This window comes from Bradyrhizobium sp. in8p8 (assembly GCF_000426845.1).
In the GTDB taxonomy this organism is placed as follows: domain Bacteria; phylum Pseudomonadota; class Alphaproteobacteria; order Rhizobiales; family Xanthobacteraceae; genus Bradyrhizobium; species Bradyrhizobium japonicum_C.
This window is the reverse complement of sequence record NZ_AUGD01000001.1, coordinates 139,035-160,745: the sequence shown is the minus strand read 5'-3', so window position 1 is coordinate 160,745 and position 21,711 is coordinate 139,035. Positions and strand designations below refer to the sequence as shown.

Sequence of the window (21,711 nt, the reverse complement as noted above, 5' to 3'; positions counted from 1 at the left end):
ACAAGGCGACCCGTAGTTGTACGGGAGGATCGCGCATTATTTTTCCTTGCAGGTGCGCCATTCGACCCTCTGGCTGCTGAGGATCGATTGCTGGCGGCCGCCTGATTGGGCCCAAGCATAATCTCGTGGCATAAGCTTCGCAGCTCAGTTCCCGACCCGGAACTAGTTGCGCGGCGCAATTCCTTTGGTGTCGCGAGCCGGCGGGCCATTTCTTCGGGCAGCCGAGCCTGTTGCGTCCCAGAAATTCTCGTCCGCATTTCGGTTCCTTGGACGTCTGTTCGTCTTGGAGGCGAGGGCGGACGGTTCCGCCGCCGCTCTCCCCGACGACGAGGGCAAGGAATACTCATGCGATTCATGATGCTGATGATCCCGCTCGGCTACGAGAGCGCACCGCCGGACGTGCAGCTCGATCCAGAACGCGTTGCCGCGATGATGCGATACAACGAGGCGCTGAAGGATGCCGGCGTGCTGATCACGCTCGACGGCCTGCATCCGCCTTCGATGGGCGCGCGCGTCTCGTTTGCGACCGGAGTGCCCGTCGTCACCGACGGGCCGTTCGCTGAGGCCAAGGAAGTGCTGGGCGGTTACTGGATGATCGAGGTCGCCTCGCGCGAGGAAGCGATCGCCTGGGCGACGAAGTGCCCGGCTACGCCGAACGAAATCATCGAGATCCGGCAGGTGCAGGAGATGAGCGACTTTCCGCCTGACGTGCAGGCGGCCGCCGCGGGTCTCGACGGCCTGAAGGCATAGCCACCACGGTCGCGATGAGCTCGCGGCCGTCATCAAGACTTCAACACGGGAGAGACCGATGAGCACCGGACATACATTCCTTGCCGTCTACCTCGGCAGCATGAGCGGCGAAAAGATGAAGGCCTGGCATGCGAGGCCCGAGGCGGAACGGAAGGCAATGGAGCGCGAGGGCATGGCCGCTTGGCACCGCTGGGTCGAGAAGCACAAGGACGTCATCGTCGAGATGGGCGGCCCGCTCGGCAAGACACGCAGGATCGACGCGAATGGCATCACGGAGGTCAGCAACGCCCTGACGGGGTTCACCGTGGTGCGCGCCGCCTCGCAGGAGGAAGCTGCAAGACTGTTCGAGAACCATCCGCATTTTGCGATCTTTCCCGGCGAGGCGATCGAGATCATGCCCGTGCTGCCGGTTCCTCAGATTTAGTGTTGGCAAGGGGCTGTCATTCCGGGCGGTTCGCAGGATCGAACCCGGATTTCGAGAATCTCAGGTTCGCAAGCGCGCAGCGTAGTTCGATGCTGGCGCATCGCCCCGGGTGGCTGCAGAGAATACCGGGTTAATCACGCCCCATCGGCGCTAGTGACGTTCACGTCCGGCTCATGTAAAGCTCTTTCACATGAGCTGGCGCAAGGAGCAGCGCCGCGCCGAGCGCGGCTATCACCACGGCAATCTGAAGGAGGCCCTGTTGCAGGCCGCTCTCGGCCTGATCGCCGAGAAAGGCGCAGCGGGCTTCACCTTTGCCGATGCCGCCCGGATGGCCGGCGTCAGCGCGGCGGCGCCATACCGGCATTTCCGCGACCGAGACGAACTGTTGTCATCGATCGCCCAGCGCGGCTTTGAGCAGTTCGAGGCGCGCCTTGGCGCGGCCTGGGACGACGGTCGCCCCGATACGGTCACCGCGTTCGAACGCGTCGGCAAGGCCTATCTCGCCTTTGCCCGCGAGGAGCCCGCCTTCTACAACGCGATGTTCGAATCGGGCGTGCCGGTGGATGTGAATCCCGCACTCCAGGCGGCTAGCGAACGGGCCTTCAACATCATTCGCGCTGCGGCCGAGCGGCTCGCGGCCCTGACGCCGCCGGGCACGCCTCGGCCGCCGGCGATGATGATGGCGCTTCACATCTGGTCCATGGCGCATGGCGTCGCCTCGCTATTTTCCCGCGGCGACGCCGCCCGACGAAAGCTGCCGATGTCGCCCGACGAGCTGTTGGAGGCCGAGGTGCTGATCTATCTGCGCGGCCTCGGTTTTCCGACCGACCGTCGTCCGGCAGGCAAGAGCGCCGAGCCGCCGCCCGTGCCACCTGAGGCATCCTCCGGATCGGGCCTGCCGCCGGGCGGTCCCTGGGGCAAGCCGAAATAAGATTGCGCAAATAATCACGCGGGCGTGTCTGGCGGCCAGCTTGACAAAATCGCGGGATGGTCTAGCTATGTAAATGTTATTTACATTCACAACGGCGCTGGTGCCGTGATGGAGAGGGAAATGGCCTACACCGCTGATGTCAATCGATGGCGCGGCCCTTCGGACCAATACCAACGCTACGATCGTCCCCGCATGCTCGATACGCCCTGGCATCCGGGCTGGATCGCCGTGACCATTCTCGGGTTCATCATCTGGTGGCCGATCGGGCTTGCCCTTCTCTTTTTCACACTCGGGAGCAGAAGAATGTCGTGCTGGAGCCATCCGGATCGTTGGCAGAACAAGATGGAAAAGATGCAGTACAAGATGGACCGCATGCGCGACCGCATGGAGCGTCGCGGCTTCGGGTTTGGCTTCGGCCCGCCGTCCTCCGGCAACCGCGCCTTCGACGAATACCGCGCCGAGACGCTGCAGCGCCTCGAGGAAGAGCAGCGTGAGTTCAAGGACTTTCTGACCCGTCTGCGTCACGCCAAGGACAAGGAAGAGTTCGACCAGTTCATGGCGCAGCACAAGACGCGTCCGACCCCGCCGCCGACCGACCAGCAGCAGGGCTGACACCTCTCAAAGCCTTCAGGCGCATGCCCCCAAAGTCCTGATGGCCCCGAGCCGCCCGCCTGCGCAACCCGCAGGCGGGCGGTTCGGCTTGTAGCGCCAAGATGCCAGACAGAGCTCGTTCGCAGGCATTCTCGTCCATCTGCGACTCGCGAGCGAAAGCTCGCCCGGATGCAAGACTGGCGCCTCGCCCTGGATCGCCTATATTCGCCGCCACAGATGCACGCGGAGCGGAGGCGACGATGGCGCAAGTTGCGACACTGGCGAGCGACGCCGTCTGGCAGGCGATCCGTGGCGAGGCTCAGCGCGCGACGATTGCCGATCCTGTCTTCGGCCGGGCTCTTGCGGGCGCCATCCTCACCCATAACGATTTCGCCGCCGCCCTGGCCGATCTGATCGGGCAGCGGCTCGGCGGCGCCGGCGCCGAACGCACGCGCTTCACATCCTTTGCCAGCGATGCCTTTCGCGGCGAGGCGGACCTGATCGAAGCCGCCGGACGAGACTTGCAGGCCGTCTCGCGCAGCGACCCCGCTGCGGCGGGCCTGCTGCAGCCGCTGCTGCATTACAAGGGTTACCTCGCGCTGCAGGCCTGGCGCGTCTCGAACTGGCTCTGGCGGCATGACCATCGTGACGCGGCGCTGCTGTTTCAGAACGAGGCGTCGAACGTGCTCCAGGTCAGCATTCATCCGGCCGCCAGCATCGGATCCGCCGTTTATCTCGACCACGCCACCGGCATCGTGATCGGCGCCGGCGCCGTCATCGGCGATGACGTCACCATTCTCCAGAACGTCAGCATCGGCCGCAGCAGCGAACTGCCGGCGCGCTCGCCCCGCATCGGCTGTGGCGTCTATATCGGTGCGGGCGCCAGCATCCTCGGCGACATCAGCATCGGCGCTCATGCGAAAATCGGCGCCGGCACCCTTGTGAGCAAGGACGTCCCCGCCGGCTGCACGGCGGTCGGCAATCCTGCGCGGCTGACCAACTGCCCCGAGCCCGCCTCGGCGGCCTGACGTGCCGCTCGCTCAGGCCGCGCGGCGGCGACCTTCGCCGCCATGATGCGGCGTGACGGGCTCCGAGCTGGTCTGGCCCGGCGCATCCAGCACCGCGACGTGATGCCGATACACCATTTCCCAGCCCTTCCACCCCGTGAACAGCAGGATGCCGACCACGATCAGGGACAGCACCACGCCCCATGGCTTGATCGCAGCTTCCGCACCTTGTGCGTAACGGAGGTAGAAATTGACGAGGGCCAGCACAACTGCCGCAAGGTTACCGACCATGTGGTACCAGGCATCGTTGAGACTGCGGATGCGGGGTTCGCCGAAGAAGTCCACAAAGCCGGCGGCGGCGGCAACCAGCGCCATGACGATGCCGGCGCCGATCAGCCACATCGCGGCGCGGGCCCAGAAAGCGTCGTCGGTTCCAATGAAGGCGAGATCGGTGATGGGTGCGCCGACCAGGCATGCAACGGGGAACGGAATCAGCATGGGATGCAGGGGATGATCGCCGACCGCGGCGGTCGTCTTGGGGTTGATGCTCATGGAAAGACCTCGCCAAAGGTGAGTTTCCCAGACAATTTTCCGCCCTCTGGCTGGTTCCTACCGGCGCCGGGGCGGACGCTCTCCTTCTGATGCGCGAACGGCAGGGCTGAAATCCCATGACCGGGCGGCAGCGGGCCGCCCCATCTCCCTGCGCTGCCTGCCTTTCCCGGAGCCAAATTCGCCGCCGGTAACCCCGCATTAACCAACGCCGGGCTCTGGTAAGAGTGGACAGTCGCGCCCGAAGCCGTGTCGAGGCCCTTAGTTTTGACATCTTGGCGGGGAATGCAGGCGACCGGCTTTGGACGAGCCTTTGGACGAGCCCTGCACCCCAAAAAGACGAGGCTTTGAGCGGGCTTGCCGGCCGCGCCGGTTCTAGCGCGGCGGTTGGGGAACACCGGCGGCGATTTGCTGGCCGAGGACAATAGGTAACGATCGCCTTGAGAGGATACTGCTCATGAATCCGGCCGACGTGGCTCAGTCAGCCCTCCCGGTTGCTGCCTCCGCCGACGTATCGCTGATTGCGCTGTTTTGGCAGGCTCACTGGATCGTGAAAGCGGTGATGCTGGGGCTTCTGGCCTGCTCGGTCTGGGTCTGGGCCATCGCGATCGACAAGATCTTTCTTTATGCGCGCACCCGGCGCTCGATGGACCGGTTCGAGCAGGCGTTCTGGTCCGGCGAGTCGATCGAGGAGCTCTATCGAACGCTCTCGGCCAAGCCCACGCATTCCATGGCAGCCTGCTTCGTGGCCGCGATGCGCGAGTGGAAGCGTTCTTTCGAGAGCCATGCCCGCTCGGTCGCGGGCCTGCAGATGCGTATCGACAAGGTGATGAACGTCTCGATCGCACGCGAGGTCGAACGGCTGGAGCGGCGCCTGCTGGTGCTGGCGACCGTCGGCTCCGCCGGCCCCTTCGTCGGCCTGTTCGGCACGGTCTGGGGCATCATGTCGAGCTTCCAGTCGATCGCGGCGTCGAAAAATACCTCTTTGGCGGTGGTCGCTCCCGGTATCGCGGAAGCGTTGTTTGCGACCGCCGTCGGCCTTATCGCCGCCATTCCTGCCACTATTTTCTACAATAAGTTCACCTCCGAGGTGAACCGGCAGGCCCAGCGCCTGGAGGGTTTCGCCGATGAATTTTCAGCCATCCTGTCCCGTCAGATCGACGAGCGTGGCTGACGGACGGCATGTATAGTGTGAAGGGCAATTTGGGCACCAGACCATGGGCATGAACGTCGCAAGTTCATCCGGAGGCGGCGGACGCCGCGGCCGGCGCAAGCCCGTCGTGGCCGAAATCAACGTCACGCCCATGGTCGACGTCATGCTGGTGCTGCTCATCATCTTCATGGTGTCGGCGCCGATGTTGACGGTCGGCGTGCCGCTCGATCTGCCGCAGACCCAGGCCAAGAGCATCGAGAACAGTGATCAGAAGCCGATCCAGCTCTCGGTCGACATCAAGGGCAAGGTGTTCATCAACGACTCCGAGATCGCCATCAACGAGCTGATCCCCAAGCTGAAGGCGATCACCGACGCGCGCGGCGGGCTCGAGGAACGCATCTATCTGCGCGCCGACAAGAAGGCGGATTACGGCACCGTGGCCAAGGTGATGGGCCAGCTCTCGGGCGCCGGCTTCAAGAAGCTCGCCCTCGTCACAGAAGCGGATCAGGGGTCCTAGGCCGGTGAAGGTGAACGTCGACAAGACACTCGTTGCGTCGATTGCTCTCCACGTCCTCGTGCTGGGATGGGGTCTGCTGACCTTTAGCAGCAAGGCCTATATCGCGCCGGAGGAGTCGCTTCCCGTCGATATCATTTCCACCGATCAGCTGGCGCAGATGATGGCGGGGCAGAAGACCGGAAAGAAGGAAGAGCCGAAGCCGAAGGTCGAGAAGATCGCGGAAGCGAAGCCCGAAGAGGACGCCGTCGGCAAGGTCACCGAGAAGAAGGAGCTGATCAAGACCAACTCGCAACCGGAGCCGCCGCCGAAGCCTGCCGAGAAGCCGGTGGAGAAGAAGCCCGAGCCCCCCAAGCCGGTCGCCGAGGCGAAGCCGAAGGAAGAGCCGAAGCCGCAGGAAAAGAAGCCTGATCCGGCCAAGGAAGATCCGATCGCTGAGCTCCAGAAGAAGCTTGAGACCAAGAAGCCGCCGCCCAAGCCCGTGGAGCAAAAGGTTGCGGCGGTGCACCCTCAGCAGCAGCCCAAGCCGAAGGAGCGCACCTTCGATCCCGCCCAGATCCAGCGCGACCTCGACAAGCGCGCCGCGACCCGGCACGAGCTCGCCGGCTCCGCGCTGAATGCGTCTGCCTCGCTGGGAGCGGCCACCGGAACTGCCGCCAGCAATGTCGCGACCTGGCGCGGTGCTTTCCAGGGCGCGGTCAAGCGCTGCTTCACACCCACATACAACGGGCAGGACGCCGACCAGTACGAAGCCGATATCGACATTCCCATGAAGATCGATGGATCGCTGGCTTCGGAGCCGATTGTCGTCGCAGTGCGTGGACCGTCGCGCTCGATTGCTCAGGCCATTGCCGAGAGTGCCAAGCGCGCCATCGTGCAGTGTCAGGTCTATTCGTTCATGCCGAAGCAGCAATACGAGAGCTGGAAGCTCATCCCGATGACTTTCGGCCTGAAAGACATGTTGTGACATCCGAACAAAAGAATTTTGCAATGAATGACGTCCGATCGATCAACCGCCGCCGCTTCATGACCCTGGCTGGATCGGGGCTTGCAATGCTCGGAGGCGGGCGGGTCTTCGCTCAAGGCCAGGACGGCCGCATCCGCATCGATCCTACGGCGTTCCAGCCGATCCCGATCGCGATCACCAATTTTCTGCCGGGATCGCCTTCCGATGGCGAAGTCGGCAACGGCGTCACCCAAGTCATCACCAACAATCTGAAGCGCTCGGGCCTGTTCGCTCCGATCGACCAGGCCGCCTTCATCGAGCGCATCAGCAACATGGACGTTGCGCCGCAATTCCAGAACTGGAAAACCATCAACGCTCAGGCCCTCGTCACTGGTCGCATGACGCGGCAGCCGGACGGCCGCCTCAAGGCCGAATTCCGCCTGTGGGACGTGGTCTCCGGCCAGCAGCTCACCGGACAGCAATATTTCACCTCGCCGGAATACTGGCGGCGTATCGCCCACATCATCTCCGACCAGATCTACGAGCGGATGACCGGCGAGAAGGGGTATTTCGACAGCCGCGTCGTGTTCGTGGACGAGACCGGACCCAAGGAGCGCCGGGTCAAGCGGCTCGCGATGATGGACCAGGACGGCGCCAATGTGCGCTACCTGACCCGCGGCTCCGACCTCGTGCTGACGCCGCGCTTCTCGCCGAATTCGCAAGAGATCACCTACATGGAGTTCGGCCAGGGTGATCCGAAGGTTTATCTCTACAACATCGAGACCGGCCAACGCGAGATCGTCGGCAATTTCCCCGGCATGACCTTTGCGCCGCGCTTTTCGCCGGACGGCCAACGCGTCATCATGAGCCTGCAGCAGGGCGGCAATTCCAACCTGTTCGTGATGGATCTGCGCTCGCGCTCGACCACGCGCCTCACCGACACGCCGGCGATCGACACGTCGCCGTCCTACTCGCCGGACGGGACCCGCATCTGCTTCGAATCCGATCGTGGCGGCCGGTCGCAGATCTACGTGATGGCGGCGGGCGGCGGGCAGGCGCAGCGCATCTCCTTCTCCAAGGACGACACCAATGCCAGCTATTCGACGCCGGTGTGGTCGCCGAAGGGCGATTACATCGCCTTCACCAGGCAGGGCGGCGGGCAGTTCGCGATCGGCGTCATGAAGCCGGACGGTTCCGGCGAGCGGCTGCTCACCTCCGGCTTCCACAACGAGGGCCCGACCTTCTCGCCGAACGGCCGCGTGCTGATGTTCTTCCGCGATCCCGGCGGCAACGGCGGACCGTCGCTGTACACCGTCGACATTTCGGGACGCAACGAGCTGAAGGTGCCGACGCCTGGCTTCGCCTCGGATCCCGCATGGTCGCCGCTATTGTCCTCGACGTCGGGCTGACGATCGCAGTTGAAACATCGCGCATTCAGACGCGCGATGTTTTCGAAAAAGCGCGCCGATTTTTTCGCGTTCCGCGCGAACAGCAACACTTCCTTCACCCTGTGCCCGGCAGAGCTTGCCTAGTTGCTTGATTTGTAAGCGGAAATAGCTTCGCCATTGCCGAAAAACAACTCGACTTTAACGATGTTCCCTCAGAAAAGCTTCATCTCGGCTCGGTAAGACTACGCGCTGAACAGGACGCGCGTACAAACCAAAATGCAGTTCGCAAGCCAGAGCGGAGAGCAGGGGCAGGCCTCGCCGACGATTTCGGCGGCGCTGACCGATTCGCTGTTCGAGGCTCCCGGCACGGTGCTTACCGGCATTGTCTTCTCGGCGTTCTCGGCCTCCCTGACGGCGCTCAAGACCGGACAGATGCTGCTCTGGGGCTTTGTCCCGCTCCTCATTCTTGCGGGCGCCATACGCGCCTTCGATCTGAGCCGGTACCAGGCCCAGAAATCGGTTCTGAGCGCGGAACAGGCCGCGCGTTGGCAGAAGCGCTATCAGATCGGAGCGCTCATCCAGGCCGCTGTGATCGGTCTGTGGTGTTCCACGACGCTGTTGAGCAACGATGATGCCATCGCTCACATGATTGCGCTCTCGGTCACAACGGGAATCGTGGCGGGAGGCGCCGGAAGAGCTTATGGACGACAGTCGATATTTCGTCTGCAAGCCACTTTGATATTTGGACCGGCCGTGATCGCGCTGGCGCTGCACCGCACGCCTTACTACGTCGCGATGTCCGTCGTGTGCGCCGCGTTCCTCTTCTCGGTCATGCGCCTCTCCGGCAATCTGCACAAGATTTTCTTGCGCGCCGTTGTCGCACGCGAACGCGAGGCCGCACTCGCCGGCCAGTTCGACACGGCGCTCAACAACATGCCGCACGGGCTCTGCATGTTTCGCATCGACGGTCAGCTCGCGGTGATGAACCACCGCTTCGCCGCCATGATGAGCCTGCCAGACGATCTCGCCCAAAACGGCACGACTGCGCGCGATGTCGTCGCCGCATGCGTCGAAGCGCGATCGATCTCGGCCGCGAGCGGCCAGGCGATAATTGCCGACATCGAAAACGCGCACGCGAAGGAGATCATTACCACCGACCCCGATCCACAAAGGAACCGTTCGCTGTCTTGGACCGTCCAACCGATGGCTGATGGCGGTGCGGTGGTGCTGCTCGAGGACATTACGGAGCGGCGCACGGCAGAGGCCAGGATCAGCCATATGGCCCGCTTCGACGATCTCACGGCGCTGCCGAACCGCGTCAGCTTCCGCGACGAGATCGAGCACCTGTTGGCCGTCTCACACGACGCGGAGCAGCTCTCCGCGCTGCTGTTCATCGACCTCGACCAGTTCAAGCAGGTCAACGATACGCTCGGCCATCCCTGCGGCGACCAGCTCCTGTGCGCCGTCGCCAACCGCCTGCGCGAGATGCTTCGGCCGGAGGATTTCGTCGCCCGGTTCGGCGGCGACGAGTTCGTCGTGTTCCAGCAGAACCTCAATGCCCCCGAGGACGCCGCAGCGCTCGCCCGCCGCATCGTCGAGCGCCTGAGCGAGCGCTATCGCATCGACAATCACCTGGTTGAGATCGGCGCCAGCGTCGGCATCGCACTGACCTCGCCGGAAGGCACCAGCGCCGACACCCTGCTCAAGAATGCTGACATGGCGCTGTACCGGGCCAAGGCCGACGGCCGCGGCACCTATTGCTTCTTCCGCGACGAGATGGCGGCGACCGTCGAGGCACGGCGCATTCTCGAGCTCGACCTGCGCAAGGCGCTCGCCAACGAGGAATTCGAGCTGTTCTATCAGCCGCTGGTCAATCTGAAATCCGGCAAGATCACCACCTGCGAGGCCCTGCTGCGCTGGAATCATCCGGTGCGCGGCACGGTCTCGCCCGTCGACATCATACCGGTCGCCGAGGACATGGGCCTCATCGTCGATCTCGGCCGCTGGATCCTGCGCCGCGCCTGCATGGAATGCATGAAATGGCCGGAGGGCGTCAGCGTCGCCGTCAACTTCTCGCCGCAGCAATTCCATCAGCGCGACGTGCTGAGCGAGATCCGCTATGCACTCGAAGTGTCGGGCCTGCCGGCGCATCGACTGGAGATCGAGATCACAGAGTCCTCGCTGCTGCGCAACACCCAGCTCACCCACGACATCCTGTCGCAATTGCATGCGCTCGGCGTTCGCATCTCGCTCGACGATTTCGGCACCGGCTATTCCAGCCTCAGCTACTTGCACAACTTCCCGATGCAGAAGGTGAAGATCGACCGCTCCTTCCTTGAAGGCATCGACTCGGACCGTCCGCTCACACTGCTCCGAGGTGTGGCGCGGCTGTCCGCCGACCTGGGCATGTCGGTGGTGGTGGAAGGAATCGAGACCAACGAGCAACTCGAACTCATCAATGCCGACGGGACGGTGACCGAAGCTCAGGGTTATCTGTTCAGCCGGCCTGTCCCGGCCGTGCGCATTCGTCAGCTACTCAATGCCTCCTACGGCGTTCGCGGCGGCAACGATCAGGCCGTCGCAGCCTCGGCGCGATCGATCGCCTGACCCTCCGTCGACTTCTCAAGGTCTCTGCCGGGTTCTTACGGGCCCAAAAGGTTAACCCTAACAATTCTAACACTTTGCAATTGCGTTAAGGAACCATTAATCTACGCTCACTCGCGGAAGTTGCTAGCAGCGTAGGGGTTATAGATGAAGTCCGGGGCCGAACCGCAGACGGCGCTTCTTCCACGCGGAGCCGCGCTGTTTGAGCGTCTCGATTATCGGCTCATCGAAACGCCGGAAGACAAGGATCGCCTCCATCTGATGCGTTACCGGGCCTATTTGCAGGCCGGGCTGATTCCGCCGTCGGAATCGCAGCGGGTGACCGACCGTTTCGACGACGCGCCCAACGTCTGGAATTTCGGAGTCTACGTCGACAACGAACTCTGCAGTTCCGTCCGCATCCACGTTCTGACATCCGAATGGCGGATGTCCTACACGACCGAGGTGTTCGGCGACGTGCTGCATCCCCGCCTGGACCGAGGCGAGGTCTTTATCGACCCATGTCGATTCGTTGCTGATCCGGAAATGCAGCAGCGTTTCCCCGAACTGCCTTATCTGACGGTGCGGCTTCCCTTCGTGGCCTGCGAACACTTCAACGCCGATGTCGGGCTCTCGATGGTGCGAACCGATCATCAGGCGTTCTACCGCCGCGTGTTCCTGTCCGAGACGCTCACCGAACCGCGTTCCTTTCCAGGCTGGCCGACGAAGAAGGCGGTCCTGATGGCCTCGGATTACCCTAAGGTCCGGGACAGGATCCTGACGCGTTTCCCCATCATGCGATCGAGTGCGTTTGAGCGGCGGATGCTGTTTGAACGCAGCACGCAGCGGATCGCCCCTGCGCGACCGATTCGCCTTGCCGGCGCAGCCGCGCAGGCCTGAATCCTCGGTCTGTGAGCGGGACTTCAGCCGCCCTGGCCGCCAGGCTATCCTGGCGGAACGGGGGTTTTCGTCATCAACCCGCTTGCCTTCACCTTGGCGCCACATTTACAAATCATTAACCATCACGGTTGCTTTTCGCTGGTTGGGGGCATTTGACTGGCTGCGGCAAGGTTCCGTCAAGGTTGACGGAACGTTCGCTTAACCAACCCCCTGTAGACCGGACAGCAGTGGACTAACGTGAGCGTGGAGGCTCCGGAATGAAACATCCTATGCGTATCCTCCAGGGATTGAAGTTGGCCGCGGTGCTCGCCGTCGCGCTGTCGATGGGCGCCTGCGCCAACAAGAATGCCGCGACGGATGCGATGGCCAATGCGGCGACGCCGGGCAGCCAGCAGGATTTCGTCGTCAACGTGGGTGACCGCGTCTTCTTCGAAAGCGACCAGACCGATCTGACCCCGCAGGCGATCGTGACCCTGGAGAAGCAGGCACAGTGGCTCCAGAGTTATCCGCGCTACAGCTTCACCATTGAAGGTCATGCCGACGAGCGCGGCACCCGCGAATACAACATCGCGCTCGGCGCCCGGAGAGCCCAGTCGGTGCGCTCGTTCCTCGCCTCGCGCGGCATCGATCCGAACCGCATGCGCACGATCTCCTATGGCAAGGAGCGGCCGGTTGCCGTCTGTAACGATATCTCCTGCTGGTCGCAGAACCGTCGCGCCGTCACCGTCTTGAACGCGAGCTCCTGATATTCGGTCAGGTCTCTGGCAGTTCAGTCAGGCGCCGTTCAGCTTTCGAATTGGATGATGCCGGCGCCCTCTCGGGCGCCGGTTTCGTTTCAGCATTCTGTGACAGAAACCCCTTTGTACCAGTCACATTTTTGGCGTACTGCACTTCGATGTGTGGCGCGTCGAACGTTCCGTCGCAGGCCATTCCGCTTTTGTCGTCAGGGCAAGATGTCATCCAGATTTAAGGTCTTTGGCGGTACCGTGGCGACCGTCGCGCTGCTCTCCTTGTGCTCGCCCGCGTTTGCGCAGTCGATCTTTGCGCAGTCGGACGATGGCGACGCCGAGTTGCGGATCGAGCGGCTGGAGAATCGGCTGCGCCAGCTCACCGGCCAGAACGAGGAGCTGCAATACCGCAACCGGCAACTCGAGGAGCGGCTGCGGGCGCTCGAAGGCGGCGCGCAGGCCGCCCCCGGACAGGCGCCCAACGTCGCGGCGATGCCGCCCGCGCAGATCGCGCCGGGCCAGATTGCACCGGGGCAAGCCGCGCCGGGCCATCGGCAGCCGCCGGTGCAGCCGAACTACGAGCAGCCGCAGATCGCATCTCCCGCCCCGATCATTCAGGAGCAGCCGGCGCCCGGCGCTCCCGGCACGCGCCGCCGTGGCGATGCGTTCGACCCGAACCAGAATCCAAATGCGCCCGGTGCGCCCCGCGCGCTCGGCGGCGGGCAGCAGCCGATGCCGGCAGGAGCTCCGAGCGGGACGCCCGGCGGCCGCAATGCCGGCGAGCCGCTCGATCTCGCCAACACCAGCCCCCGCTACCAGCAAGGTGTGCCGTCAGCAGCGCAGCCCGGCTACCCGCCGGCGCAATCCGGCTATCCGGCGCCGGCCGGCGGCGCCGGCTTGACCACCTTGCCGCCGTCGGCAACGCCGCGCGACGAGTTCGACCTCGGCATCGGCTACATGCAGCGCAAGGACTATGCCCTGGCCGAGCAGACCATGAAGAACTTCACGCAGAGATTTCCGAGCGACCCGCTTATCGGAGACGCGCAATATTGGCTGGGCGAGAGCTATTTCCAGCGCCAGCAATATCGCGATTCCGCGGAAGCCTTCCTCGCCGTCACCACCAAATACGAGAAATCGGCCAAGGCGCCGGATGCGCTGCTGCGGCTCGGCCAGTCGCTTGCCGCGCTGAAGGAGAAGGAGGCCGCCTGCGCCGCCTTCGGCGAAGTCGGCCGCAAATATCCGCGCGCCTCCGCCGGCGTCAAAGCCGCGGTCGATCGCGAGCAGAAGCGGGTGAAGTGCTGACCTCCAGGGGCATGACAAGCATGACAAGTCGGAGTGCGCTGCGCTAAACACGCAACCGTCCGTCGGCGAGTGTCAGGGCCGCGTCATGTCAGACGACGACAATTCACCGATCTCAGCGCGCGAGGCGAGGCGGCTTTTCGCCGGCCTGAAAGCTGCGCCGGCGCTGGTGCTCGCCGTCTCCGGCGGCCCCGACTCCGTCGCGCTGATGTGGCTTGCTGCGCGCTGGCAGCGCAGCCTTGCGCGGGGTCCACAACTCACCGTCGTCACGGTCGATCACGGCCTGCGCCCGGAAGCGGCCCGCGAGGCGCGCGAGGTCAAGCGGCTCGCCGCCGAGCTCGGATTGCCGCACCGGACCGCGCGCTGGCGCGGTGCGAAACCGAAGACCGGGCTGCCTGCGGCAGCGCGCGAGGCCCGCTACCGCCTGCTCGCTGAGGCCGCGCGTGCCGCGGGTGCGAGCCATGTGCTGACGGCCCACACCCGCGACGACCAGGCGGAGACCCTGTTGATGCGCCTCCTGCGCGGCAGCGGCCTTGCCGGGTTGTCGGCCATGGCGCCCCTCAGCGAGCGCGACGGCATCGTCCTGGCGCGCCCGCTGCTCGATGTTCCGAAATCGCAGCTGATCGCAACCTTGAGGCGGGCGAAGGTCGGCTTCGTCGACGACCCCACCAACCGGGACACCGCCTTCACCCGGCCGCGGCTGCGCGCGCTGCTGCCGCTTCTCGCCGCCGAGGGCGGCGACAGCAGAAATCTGGCGCGGCTCGCGGCAAGGCTGGCGCGCGCCAATGCGGCAGTCGAGGTGCTGGCCGACGGCGCCGAGCGCTTTCTCCGTTTGCGGGATCGCGGCGATGCGCCGCAGGCGGGCGTCCGGAGCTTCGAGGCTTCGGCCTTTGCCGCCCTCCCGGAGGAGGTCCGGCTGCGGCTTCTGCTGCGGGCCATCGACGCGCTCGGACATGAGGGACCGGCGGAACTCGGCAAGGTCGAAACCCTGGTGTCCGCACTGGACGAGGCCATGGCCGCAAGTCTGCGCGCCCGCGCCGGCCGGCCGGCCCTGAAGCAGACCCTTGCAGGAGCCTTGATCAGCCTTGCCGGCGGGCGTATCCACATCGCGCCGGCGCCGGCCCGGCGGCGCACCGGGCGATGAGCGCGAATGCGGCGGATCATGGCACCGGCGGTTTCGCATCCACGCCGTCAGGCCACCTTAACCAGGCCGGAAAAACCCGCCATAGGGCGCCATTATTTCCGCGGGAATCGCTCTAGGATGGGATAAATAGTCCCATCTCGTTCTCTTGGCAGCGACCGGGACGGCACCTAAATTGTATCCGTCTAACGATGAGGATTCCTTGGGATTTCCTCGCATTGACCAAATCAACTGCCCAAGGATCACGGCCGCGATCCGCGCGACCACGAAGGAAGATCGATGAACGCCAATCTGCGCAATTTCGCCCTCTGGGTCATCATTGTCTTGCTGCTGTTGGCGTTGTTCACGCTCTTTCAGAATCCGGGTCAGCGGGCGTCCTCGCAGGACATCGCCTTCTCCCAGCTCCTGAGCGAGGTTGACCGCGGCAATGTGCGCGACGTCGTGATCCAGGGGCCGGACATCCACGGCACCTTCACCAACGGCTCGAGCTTCCAGACCTATGCGCCGAACGATCCGACGCTGGTGAAGCGCCTCTACGACAGCAAGGTGCAGATCACTGCGAAGCCGCCGGGCGACAACGTGCCCTGGTTCGTCTCGCTCCTGGTCTCCTGGCTGCCCTTCATCGCGCTGATCGGCGTGTGGATCTTCCTGTCGCGGCAGATGCAGGGCGGCGCCGGCAAGGCGATGGGCTTCGGCAAGTCGCGCGCCAAGATGCTCACCGAAGCGCATGGCCGCGTCACCTTCGAGGACGTCGCCGGCGTCGACGAAGCCAAGCAGGACCTGCAGGAGATCGTCGAATTTCTGCGCGACCCCGGCAAATTCCAGCGTCTCGGCGGCCGCATTCCGCGCGGCGTGCTGCTGGTCGGCCCTCCCGGCACCGGCAAGACCCTGATCGCGCGTGCGGTCGCGGGTGAGGCCAACGTGCCGTTCTTCACCATCTCCGGTTCGGACTTCGTCGAAATGTTCGTCGGCGTCGGCGCGAGCCGCGTCCGCGACATGTTCGAGCAGGCCAAGAAGAACGCGCCCTGCATCATCTTCATCGACGAAATCGACGCCGTCGGTCGTCACCGCGGCGCCGGACTCGGCGGCGGCAATGACGAGCGCGAGCAGACGCTGAACCAGCTGCTGGTCGAGATGGACGGCTTCGAGGCCAACGAGGGCGTGATCCTGATCGCCGCGACCAACCGTCCCGACGTGCTCGATCCCGCGCTGCTGCGTCCGGGTCGCTTCGACCGTCAGGTCGTGGTGCCCAATCCCGACGTCGTCGGCCGCGAGCAGATCCTCAAGGTTCACGTCCGCAAGGTGCCGCTGGCGCCGGATATCAACCTCAAGACCATCGCGCGCGGCACGCCGGGCTTCTCAGGCGCCGACCTGATGAACCTCGTCAACGAAGCTGCGCTCACCGCCGCCCGCCGCAACAAGCGGATGGTGACGCAGGCCGAGTTCGAGGAAGCCAAGGACAAGGTCATGATGGGTGCCGAGCGCAAGTCGCTCGTCATGACCGAGGAAGAGAAGCTCTTGACGGCCTACCACGAAGGCGGTCACGCCATCGTCGGCCTCAACGTTCCCGCGACCGATCCGATCCACAAGGCGACCATCATCCCGCGTGGCCGTGCGCTCGGCATGGTCATGCAGCTGCCGGAGCGCGACAAGTTGTCGATGTCGCTGGAGCAGATGACTTCGCGCCTCGCCATCATGATGGGCGGCCGCGTCGCCGAAGAGCTGATATTCGGCCGCGAGAAGGTGACCTCGGGCGCTGCTTCCGACATCGAGCAGGCGACGCGCCTGGCCCGCATGATGGTGACGCGCTGGGGCCTGTCGGAAGAGCTCGGCACGGTCTCCTACGGCGAGAACCAGGACGAGGTGTTCCTGGGGATGTCGGTGTCGCGGACGCAGAACGCCTCCGAGGCGACCGTCCAGAAGATCGACTCCGAGATCAAGCGTCTGGTCGAGGAGGGCTACAAGGAAGCGACCCGCATTCTCACCGAGAAGCGCGCCGACCTCGAAGCACTCGCCAAGGGCCTGCTCGAATTCGAAACGCTGACCGGCGAGGAGATCGTCGATCTGCTCAAGGGCAAGAAGCCGAACCGCGAGTCCGTGCTCGAGCCCACCGCGCCGCGCGCCTCCGCCGTGCCCCCGGCCGGCAAGTCGCGCCCGCGGCCCGATCCGGATCCCGGCCTGGAGCCGCAGCCGCAGGCGTAACCGATCAGCGGCACACCGAATTGAAAAACGCGGCGGGAACGCCGCGTTTTTTGTTATGCGAGCGCGCGTTTGCGCCGGCATCGGGATGGCTGCTTCCGGCAATGCGAGCACCGCCGAAGCAGAGCGCTTCTGTTCCGGCCGTCGCCGTTCGGGCCTAGGCCGTTTTGCCACAGCCATTGCGGCTGAATCGGTTGCGGTCGATCAAGAAAGAGCACCTCCACGGCGTTAGGCTTCGACTTGTCAAAGGAGGGATACATGGCTTTCAAGGATATTCTGTTGACCCTGGCGAGCTATCCGGAACCGACGCCGGTTTCGGTGATCGACGATGCCGTTTCGGTCGCCGCCGTCCTGGACGCGCACATCGCGGCCATTTCGTGCGAAGTCCATGCGGAAGTGCGCGCAAGCTTGCTCGGGGATGCCATCCTGGACATACCCGCACTCGTTGCGCGCGAGGCCGCCAAGAGCCGCGAGAATGCGAAGGCGCTGCTTGCGGCGTTCGAAGCCTCGGCCGCGAAATCCGGCGTCCGGCACGAGACCATCTTCGAGCAATGTGCAACCGCCACCGAGGCCGCGCTGCTGGCAGACTATGCAAGGCTTCGCGATCTCACGATCATGGCGGTGCCGGACTCCCATGATCGATGGTACGCAGAAGAGGTGATCTTCGAATCCGGCAGGCCGACGCTGATCCTGCCCGCCGCTCCCCGATCGCGTCCATTCCAGCTCGATGCTGTTTGCGTGGCCTGGGACTTCAGCCGCACCGCTGCGCGAGCGGTTTCCGATGCGCTTCCTTTGCTCGAAAGCGCAGGAAGCGTGCGGGTCGTGACGGTCACGAACGAAAAGGCCCTGGATTCCAAGCATTCCGGCGAAGAGCTGGCGAAGAACCTCGCTCGTCACGGCATCGAGGTCGTGTGCGACGAGATCGACGCCGCGGGCAAGGCGATCGACGAGGTCCTGACATCTTACGTGTTCTCCCATGGCATCGACGTCCTCGTGATGGGCGCGTACGGAACGCCGAGGTGGCGGGAATTCGTGCTTGGCGGCGCGACCAGGGGGCTGCTGTCCAAGCCGCCGGTCCCGATTCTGTTCTCGCATTGACGCTTGGTCATGCAGGAGGCCGCGTCGCTCGGGTCCACCAGGCTGATCAGGTCGCTCACGCTGACGCACGCCGTGCTGTACGGGCTCGGCGTGACGATCGGCGCCGGAATCTACGTCCTGGTGGGAGCGGCCGCTGCGCGAAGCGGGATGCATGCGCCCCTGGCGTTCCTCGCTGCCGCGGTCGTGATGGGCGTGACGGCCGGGAGCTTTGCCGAACTGGGCACGCGATGGCCGGTTGCGGCGAGCGAGGCCGCCTACGTCCAGGCCGCGTTTCATCGAAAATGGCTCAGCGGTGCCACAGGGCTGCTCGTGGTGGCCGCAGCGACGATTTCCGGCGCGACCATCACCGTGGGGAGCGCCGGCTACATCGGCGTGTTCCTGCCGCTGCCCGCCACCTGGATCATCGCCGGCGTCGTGCTTGCGATGGGAGCGGTCGCCTGCCTGTCCGCGGTTCAGTCCATCGGCTTCGCCGGCTTGATGACGGTCGTGGAGATCGGGGGATTGGTCCTCATTGTCGGGGCCGGGCTGTTTCAGGGCGACGCCCTGGTCTCCCGGCTCCCCGAACTGTTGGCTCCCCTGAGCGACAAGGCGGCGTGGACCGGGATCGCACAGACGTCGCTGCTCGCCGTGTTCGCATTCATCGGGTTCGAGCACCTCGTGAACATCTCCGAGGAAATGAAGAATCCGTCCCGTACCCTGCCATGGGCGCTCTTCATCACCCTCGGCGTGACGGCGTTCCTCTACATGACTGTCGTCTGGGTTGCGGTGGTCGCGGTGCCCCCGGCCGAGCTCGCGCACTCCTCGGCTCCGCTTGCACTGGTCTTTCAGCGGTTGACCGGTCTTCCCCTCTCGGTGTTGAGCGTCATCGCGATCGTTGCGACGGTCAACGGAATCATCGTTCACATGCTGATGATCGGACGTGTGCTGTACGGGCTTGCGGACCAAGGCAGCCTTCCGGCCTTTCTCGCGAGGGTGAACGCGAGAAGCGGCGCGCCGGTGGTTGCAACCCTCTTCGGCGTGGGCGCCATCCTGATCCTCGCCCTTGGCATTCCCTTGACCGGATTGGCCGAATGGACCTCACGCCTGACGCTCGGGGCCTTCGTCCTGGTCAACCTGGCGCTTCTTCGCATCAAGACGAGAGAATCCGAACCTCCTGCCGGCGTGTTCGTCGTGCCCATCTGGGTGCCCATTGCAGGACTGCTCACAAGCGCCGCCTTGCTCCTGATCGACCTCCTCGGATAGTGCGCGCCTTCGCGTTTCGGCGGACGAGCCAGGCGCCGCGATGGCGGTCCTCTCGCTTCCACACGCGCGTTGAAGCGATGGGTGAAACACTAAAGAAGAACTTAACGCTTGAGGCCTACTTTGGCCCGCCATGACTGATCAGGTCGTCCACAGCGCGGTTCAACCGTTTTCGGCACGTGCAGCGCTCCCTTGGGCAGTGGCGCTCGCCGTCTATGCTGTGCTGCTGGTCGCCGGGCCGCGGCTGCTCGGTGATCCCGACAGCTATTCTCACATCGAGGTCGGACGCTGGATCATCGCACATGGCACCCTGCCGACGAGCGATCCGTTCTCGTTTTCAAAGCATGGCGCACCCTGGATCACGTTCGAATGGCTTTCCGAGGTCGTCTATGCCGGGGTCTACGCGCTGTCCGGCTGGCCGGGCGTCGTCGCCATCGCCGCAGCTTCGATCGCGCTCGCCTTCGGCCTTCTCACGTTTTTCCTGCTGCGCGAACTTTCGCCAGCCCTGACGCTGCTCATGGTAACGGCGGCCGTCGTCCTGCTGGCGCCGCACATGCTGGCGCGGCCACATGTTCTCGTGCTGCCGTTGATGGTGACCTGGGCGGCCGCGCTGGTGCGCTGCATGGATCGCGGCGGACCACCGCCATACTGGGCGCTGCCGCTGCTGGTGCTATGGGCCAATCTGCACGGCAGCGTGGTTCTGGCGCTTGGGCTGATCGGGCCTGCGGTACTCGAGGCGCTGCTGCGTGAGGGACGTAGCGGATGGCGGCAAACGATCCTGCGTTGGCTGCCATTCTCGGCACTTGCCCTGGCGGCGTCCTGCCTGACGCCGCACGGACCGGAACCACTGCTGATGCCGCTGACGACGCTTGGCCTCGGTTCCGCGCTCGCCTGGATCGGGGAATGGCGGCCGCAGGATTTCAGTCGCGTCGGCGGCTTCGAATTGCTGCTGCTGGCCGGCATCTTTGCGCTCTCGCGCGGCGTCACTCTGCCGGTCGTGCGGTCCCTGGTGGTGATCGGCTTGCTCCATTTCGCGCTGGCGCAAATCCGCAATGCGGATCTGCTTGCCATGCTGGCACCGCTCTATCTGGCGGCCCCGCTTGGCCGGATGTTCGGCGGACCGGCCGCGGACGATGCGGCGGTCTCCTCGCGTGGCCTGAAGCTGGCAGGGCTCGGTCTGTTGGCCGCAATGAGCGGGGTGGCCTTGGCGCGCGACGTCGCGCCGAATCCCTCCATCACCCCTCACGCCGCCGTCGCCCAGGCCAACCTCGCCAAGTCGGGGCCTGTGCTCAACGACTATGCTTTCGGCGGCTACTTGATCTTCGCCGGCATTCCCTCCTTCATCGATGGGCGCGGCGAATTGTACGGGGGGCCGTTCATCGAGCGCTACAACCGTGCGCTGGCGCTGATCGACCTTGGAGACTTTCTCAAGCTGCTCGACGAGTACAGGATCGGTGCGACGCTGCTGGCCCCGAGCACACCGGCCGTCGCAATGCTCGACCGGCTGCCGCAGTGGCAGCGCGTCTACCGCGATGATGTAGCGGTTGTGCACAAGCGGCGAGATACGCCGCAAAGATAGCTCAAGCGGTCCCGAAGGCGGCGTATTGGCCGCCGAGCCACACGCCGCTCAGGGCCGTCTCGAGGTGCCGCGCCGGCTTAGTGGCCCAGGGGAGCAGCAGGAAATGTCGCGCGCCGATCTCGCGCAGGCCGCCCGCTGCCATCAACTTCCGGGTCGTGCCGGCACCGAGCAGGACGGCGTCGCGATCGAACTCACAGCGCGCCACGGCCAGGCGCGTCAGCGGATTGTACGGATTGTGCTCGATCACGCAGACGAGCCCGCCGGGGCGGGTCACCCGGCGCATCTCGGCGATGAACTGGGCCCATTCGGTCGGCACGATATGGTGCATCACGCAGATGGCCGTGACGAGATCGAAGCTGGCGTCGGCAAACGGAAAAATGCGGCCGTCAAATTCCTGGTAGTCGACCTCGCGGTTGTGAGCGCGCGCCTGCGTCAGGCTGGCCGACGAAACGTCGATGCCAGTCAAGCGCCCGACCATGCCGTGCAGCAGCGGGTGAAGACTGCCGACGCCGCAGCCAACGTCCAGCATGTCGGGCCGTTCAGTATCCAGCCGCCGCGCGATCAGATCGCGCAGCAGATCGGCCTTTGCGCGCATGAAGAAGTCATGCGGCAGGCCCGAGAAGTCGATCGAGGCTTGGACTACATCGCGGTAATTGTCGTGATAGCCGTCGAAGAGTTCGGTCATGCGCTCG

At 64.6% G+C, this 21,711-nt stretch carries 20 protein-coding genes; 18 read left to right on the top strand and 2 right to left on the bottom strand.

Annotation, left to right across the window (positions count from 1 at the left end; all coding sequences use genetic code 11):
• The first annotated feature begins 345 nt into the window (after nt 1-345).
• The 5 genes from K408_RS0100775 (at nt 346) to K408_RS0100755 (ending at nt 3,724) form a co-directional block, all read left to right on the top strand.
• On the top strand, nt 346-750 hold the full coding sequence (locus K408_RS0100775) for a YciI family protein (protein WP_024337619.1): 405 nt from the start codon (nt 346-348) through the stop codon (nt 748-750).
• A gap of 58 nt (nt 751-808) precedes the next feature.
• On the top strand, nt 809-1,174 hold the full coding sequence (locus K408_RS0100770) for a YciI family protein (RefSeq protein ID WP_024337620.1): 366 nt from the start codon (nt 809-811) through the stop codon (nt 1,172-1,174).
• 190 nt (nt 1,175-1,364) lie between these two features.
• On the top strand, nt 1,365-2,105 hold the full coding sequence (locus K408_RS0100765) for a TetR/AcrR family transcriptional regulator (protein WP_024337621.1): 741 nt from the start codon (nt 1,365-1,367) through the stop codon (nt 2,103-2,105).
• A 120-nt stretch (nt 2,106-2,225) separates the two neighbouring features.
• Entirely contained in the window at nt 2,226-2,717 is a 492-nt protein-coding gene (locus K408_RS0100760) for a DUF2852 domain-containing protein (protein ID WP_024337622.1), read from the top strand.
• Between the two features lie 239 nt (nt 2,718-2,956).
• Nucleotides 2,957-3,724, top strand: a complete 768-nt coding sequence (locus tag K408_RS0100755; RefSeq protein ID WP_024337623.1) for a serine acetyltransferase domain-containing protein — start codon at nt 2,957-2,959, stop codon at nt 3,722-3,724.
• 12 nt (nt 3,725-3,736) lie between these two features.
• Here K408_RS0100755 and K408_RS0100750 read toward each other — a convergent pair whose 3' ends face one another.
• Complete coding sequence (locus K408_RS0100750; RefSeq protein WP_024337624.1) at nt 3,737-4,255, bottom strand: DUF2231 domain-containing protein; 519 nt, start codon at nt 4,253-4,255, stop codon at nt 3,737-3,739.
• 454 nt (nt 4,256-4,709) lie between these two features.
• On the opposite strand from K408_RS0100750, the gene tolQ reads away from it, so the two are divergent.
• From tolQ to K408_RS0100680, 13 genes are all read left to right on the top strand, one after another.
• The gene (tolQ, locus tag K408_RS0100745; protein ID WP_014492404.1) at nt 4,710-5,426 is read left to right on the top strand and encodes a protein TolQ; all 717 of its coding nucleotides are present in this window, start codon (nt 4,710-4,712) and stop codon (nt 5,424-5,426) included.
• Between the two features lie 43 nt (nt 5,427-5,469).
• Nucleotides 5,470-5,922, top strand: a complete 453-nt coding sequence (gene tolR / locus K408_RS0100740) for a protein TolR (protein ID WP_024337625.1) — start codon at nt 5,470-5,472, stop codon at nt 5,920-5,922.
• 4 nt (nt 5,923-5,926) lie between these two features.
• The gene (locus K408_RS0100735; RefSeq protein WP_024337626.1) at nt 5,927-6,886 is read left to right on the top strand and encodes a hypothetical protein; all 960 of its coding nucleotides are present in this window, start codon (nt 5,927-5,929) and stop codon (nt 6,884-6,886) included.
• A gap of 23 nt (nt 6,887-6,909) precedes the next feature.
• Nucleotides 6,910-8,274 carry a Tol-Pal system beta propeller repeat protein TolB gene (gene tolB, locus K408_RS0100730; RefSeq protein WP_029673942.1) on the top strand — a complete coding sequence of 455 codons (1,365 nt, stop codon included), beginning with the start codon at nt 6,910-6,912 and terminating at the stop codon, nt 8,272-8,274.
• Nucleotides 8,275-8,529: 255 nt separating this feature from the next.
• Nucleotides 8,530-10,860: a putative bifunctional diguanylate cyclase/phosphodiesterase gene (locus tag K408_RS0100720; RefSeq protein ID WP_024337628.1), complete on the top strand. Its 2,331-nt coding sequence runs from the start codon at nt 8,530-8,532 to the stop codon at nt 10,858-10,860.
• Nucleotides 10,861-11,004: 144 nt separating this feature from the next.
• Nucleotides 11,005-11,736 carry an N-acyl amino acid synthase FeeM domain-containing protein gene (locus K408_RS0100715; protein WP_024337629.1) on the top strand — a complete coding sequence of 244 codons (732 nt, stop codon included), beginning with the start codon at nt 11,005-11,007 and terminating at the stop codon, nt 11,734-11,736.
• A gap of 257 nt (nt 11,737-11,993) precedes the next feature.
• Nucleotides 11,994-12,482 carry a peptidoglycan-associated lipoprotein Pal gene (pal, locus tag K408_RS0100710; protein WP_024337630.1) on the top strand — a complete coding sequence of 163 codons (489 nt, stop codon included), beginning with the start codon at nt 11,994-11,996 and terminating at the stop codon, nt 12,480-12,482.
• Between the two features lie 207 nt (nt 12,483-12,689).
• Entirely contained in the window at nt 12,690-13,766 is a 1,077-nt protein-coding gene (gene ybgF / locus K408_RS0100705) for a tol-pal system protein YbgF (protein ID WP_024337631.1), read from the top strand.
• A gap of 85 nt (nt 13,767-13,851) precedes the next feature.
• Nucleotides 13,852-14,907 carry a tRNA lysidine(34) synthetase TilS gene (gene tilS, locus K408_RS0100700; protein ID WP_024337632.1) on the top strand — a complete coding sequence of 352 codons (1,056 nt, stop codon included), beginning with the start codon at nt 13,852-13,854 and terminating at the stop codon, nt 14,905-14,907.
• Nucleotides 14,908-15,183: 276 nt separating this feature from the next.
• Nucleotides 15,184-17,106, top strand: a complete 1,923-nt coding sequence (gene ftsH, locus K408_RS0100695; RefSeq protein ID WP_024337633.1) for an ATP-dependent zinc metalloprotease FtsH — start codon at nt 15,184-15,186, stop codon at nt 17,104-17,106.
• Between the two features lie 255 nt (nt 17,107-17,361).
• Nucleotides 17,362-18,201, top strand: coding sequence for a universal stress protein (locus K408_RS0100690; RefSeq protein WP_024337634.1), 840 nt, complete (start codon nt 17,362-17,364; stop codon nt 18,199-18,201).
• A 9-nt stretch (nt 18,202-18,210) separates the two neighbouring features.
• Complete coding sequence (locus K408_RS0100685) at nt 18,211-19,443, top strand: APC family permease (RefSeq protein WP_028145766.1); 1,233 nt, start codon at nt 18,211-18,213, stop codon at nt 19,441-19,443.
• Nucleotides 19,444-19,573: 130 nt separating this feature from the next.
• Nucleotides 19,574-21,019, top strand: coding sequence for a hypothetical protein (locus tag K408_RS0100680; protein ID WP_024337636.1), 1,446 nt, complete (start codon nt 19,574-19,576; stop codon nt 21,017-21,019).
• A 1-nt stretch (nt 21,020) separates the two neighbouring features.
• Here the strand turns inward: K408_RS0100680 and K408_RS0100675 are convergent, their stop codons facing one another.
• Entirely contained in the window at nt 21,021-21,704 is a 684-nt protein-coding gene (locus tag K408_RS0100675) for a class I SAM-dependent methyltransferase (RefSeq protein WP_024337637.1), read from the bottom strand.
• Between the last annotated feature and the right edge of the window lie 7 nt (nt 21,705-21,711).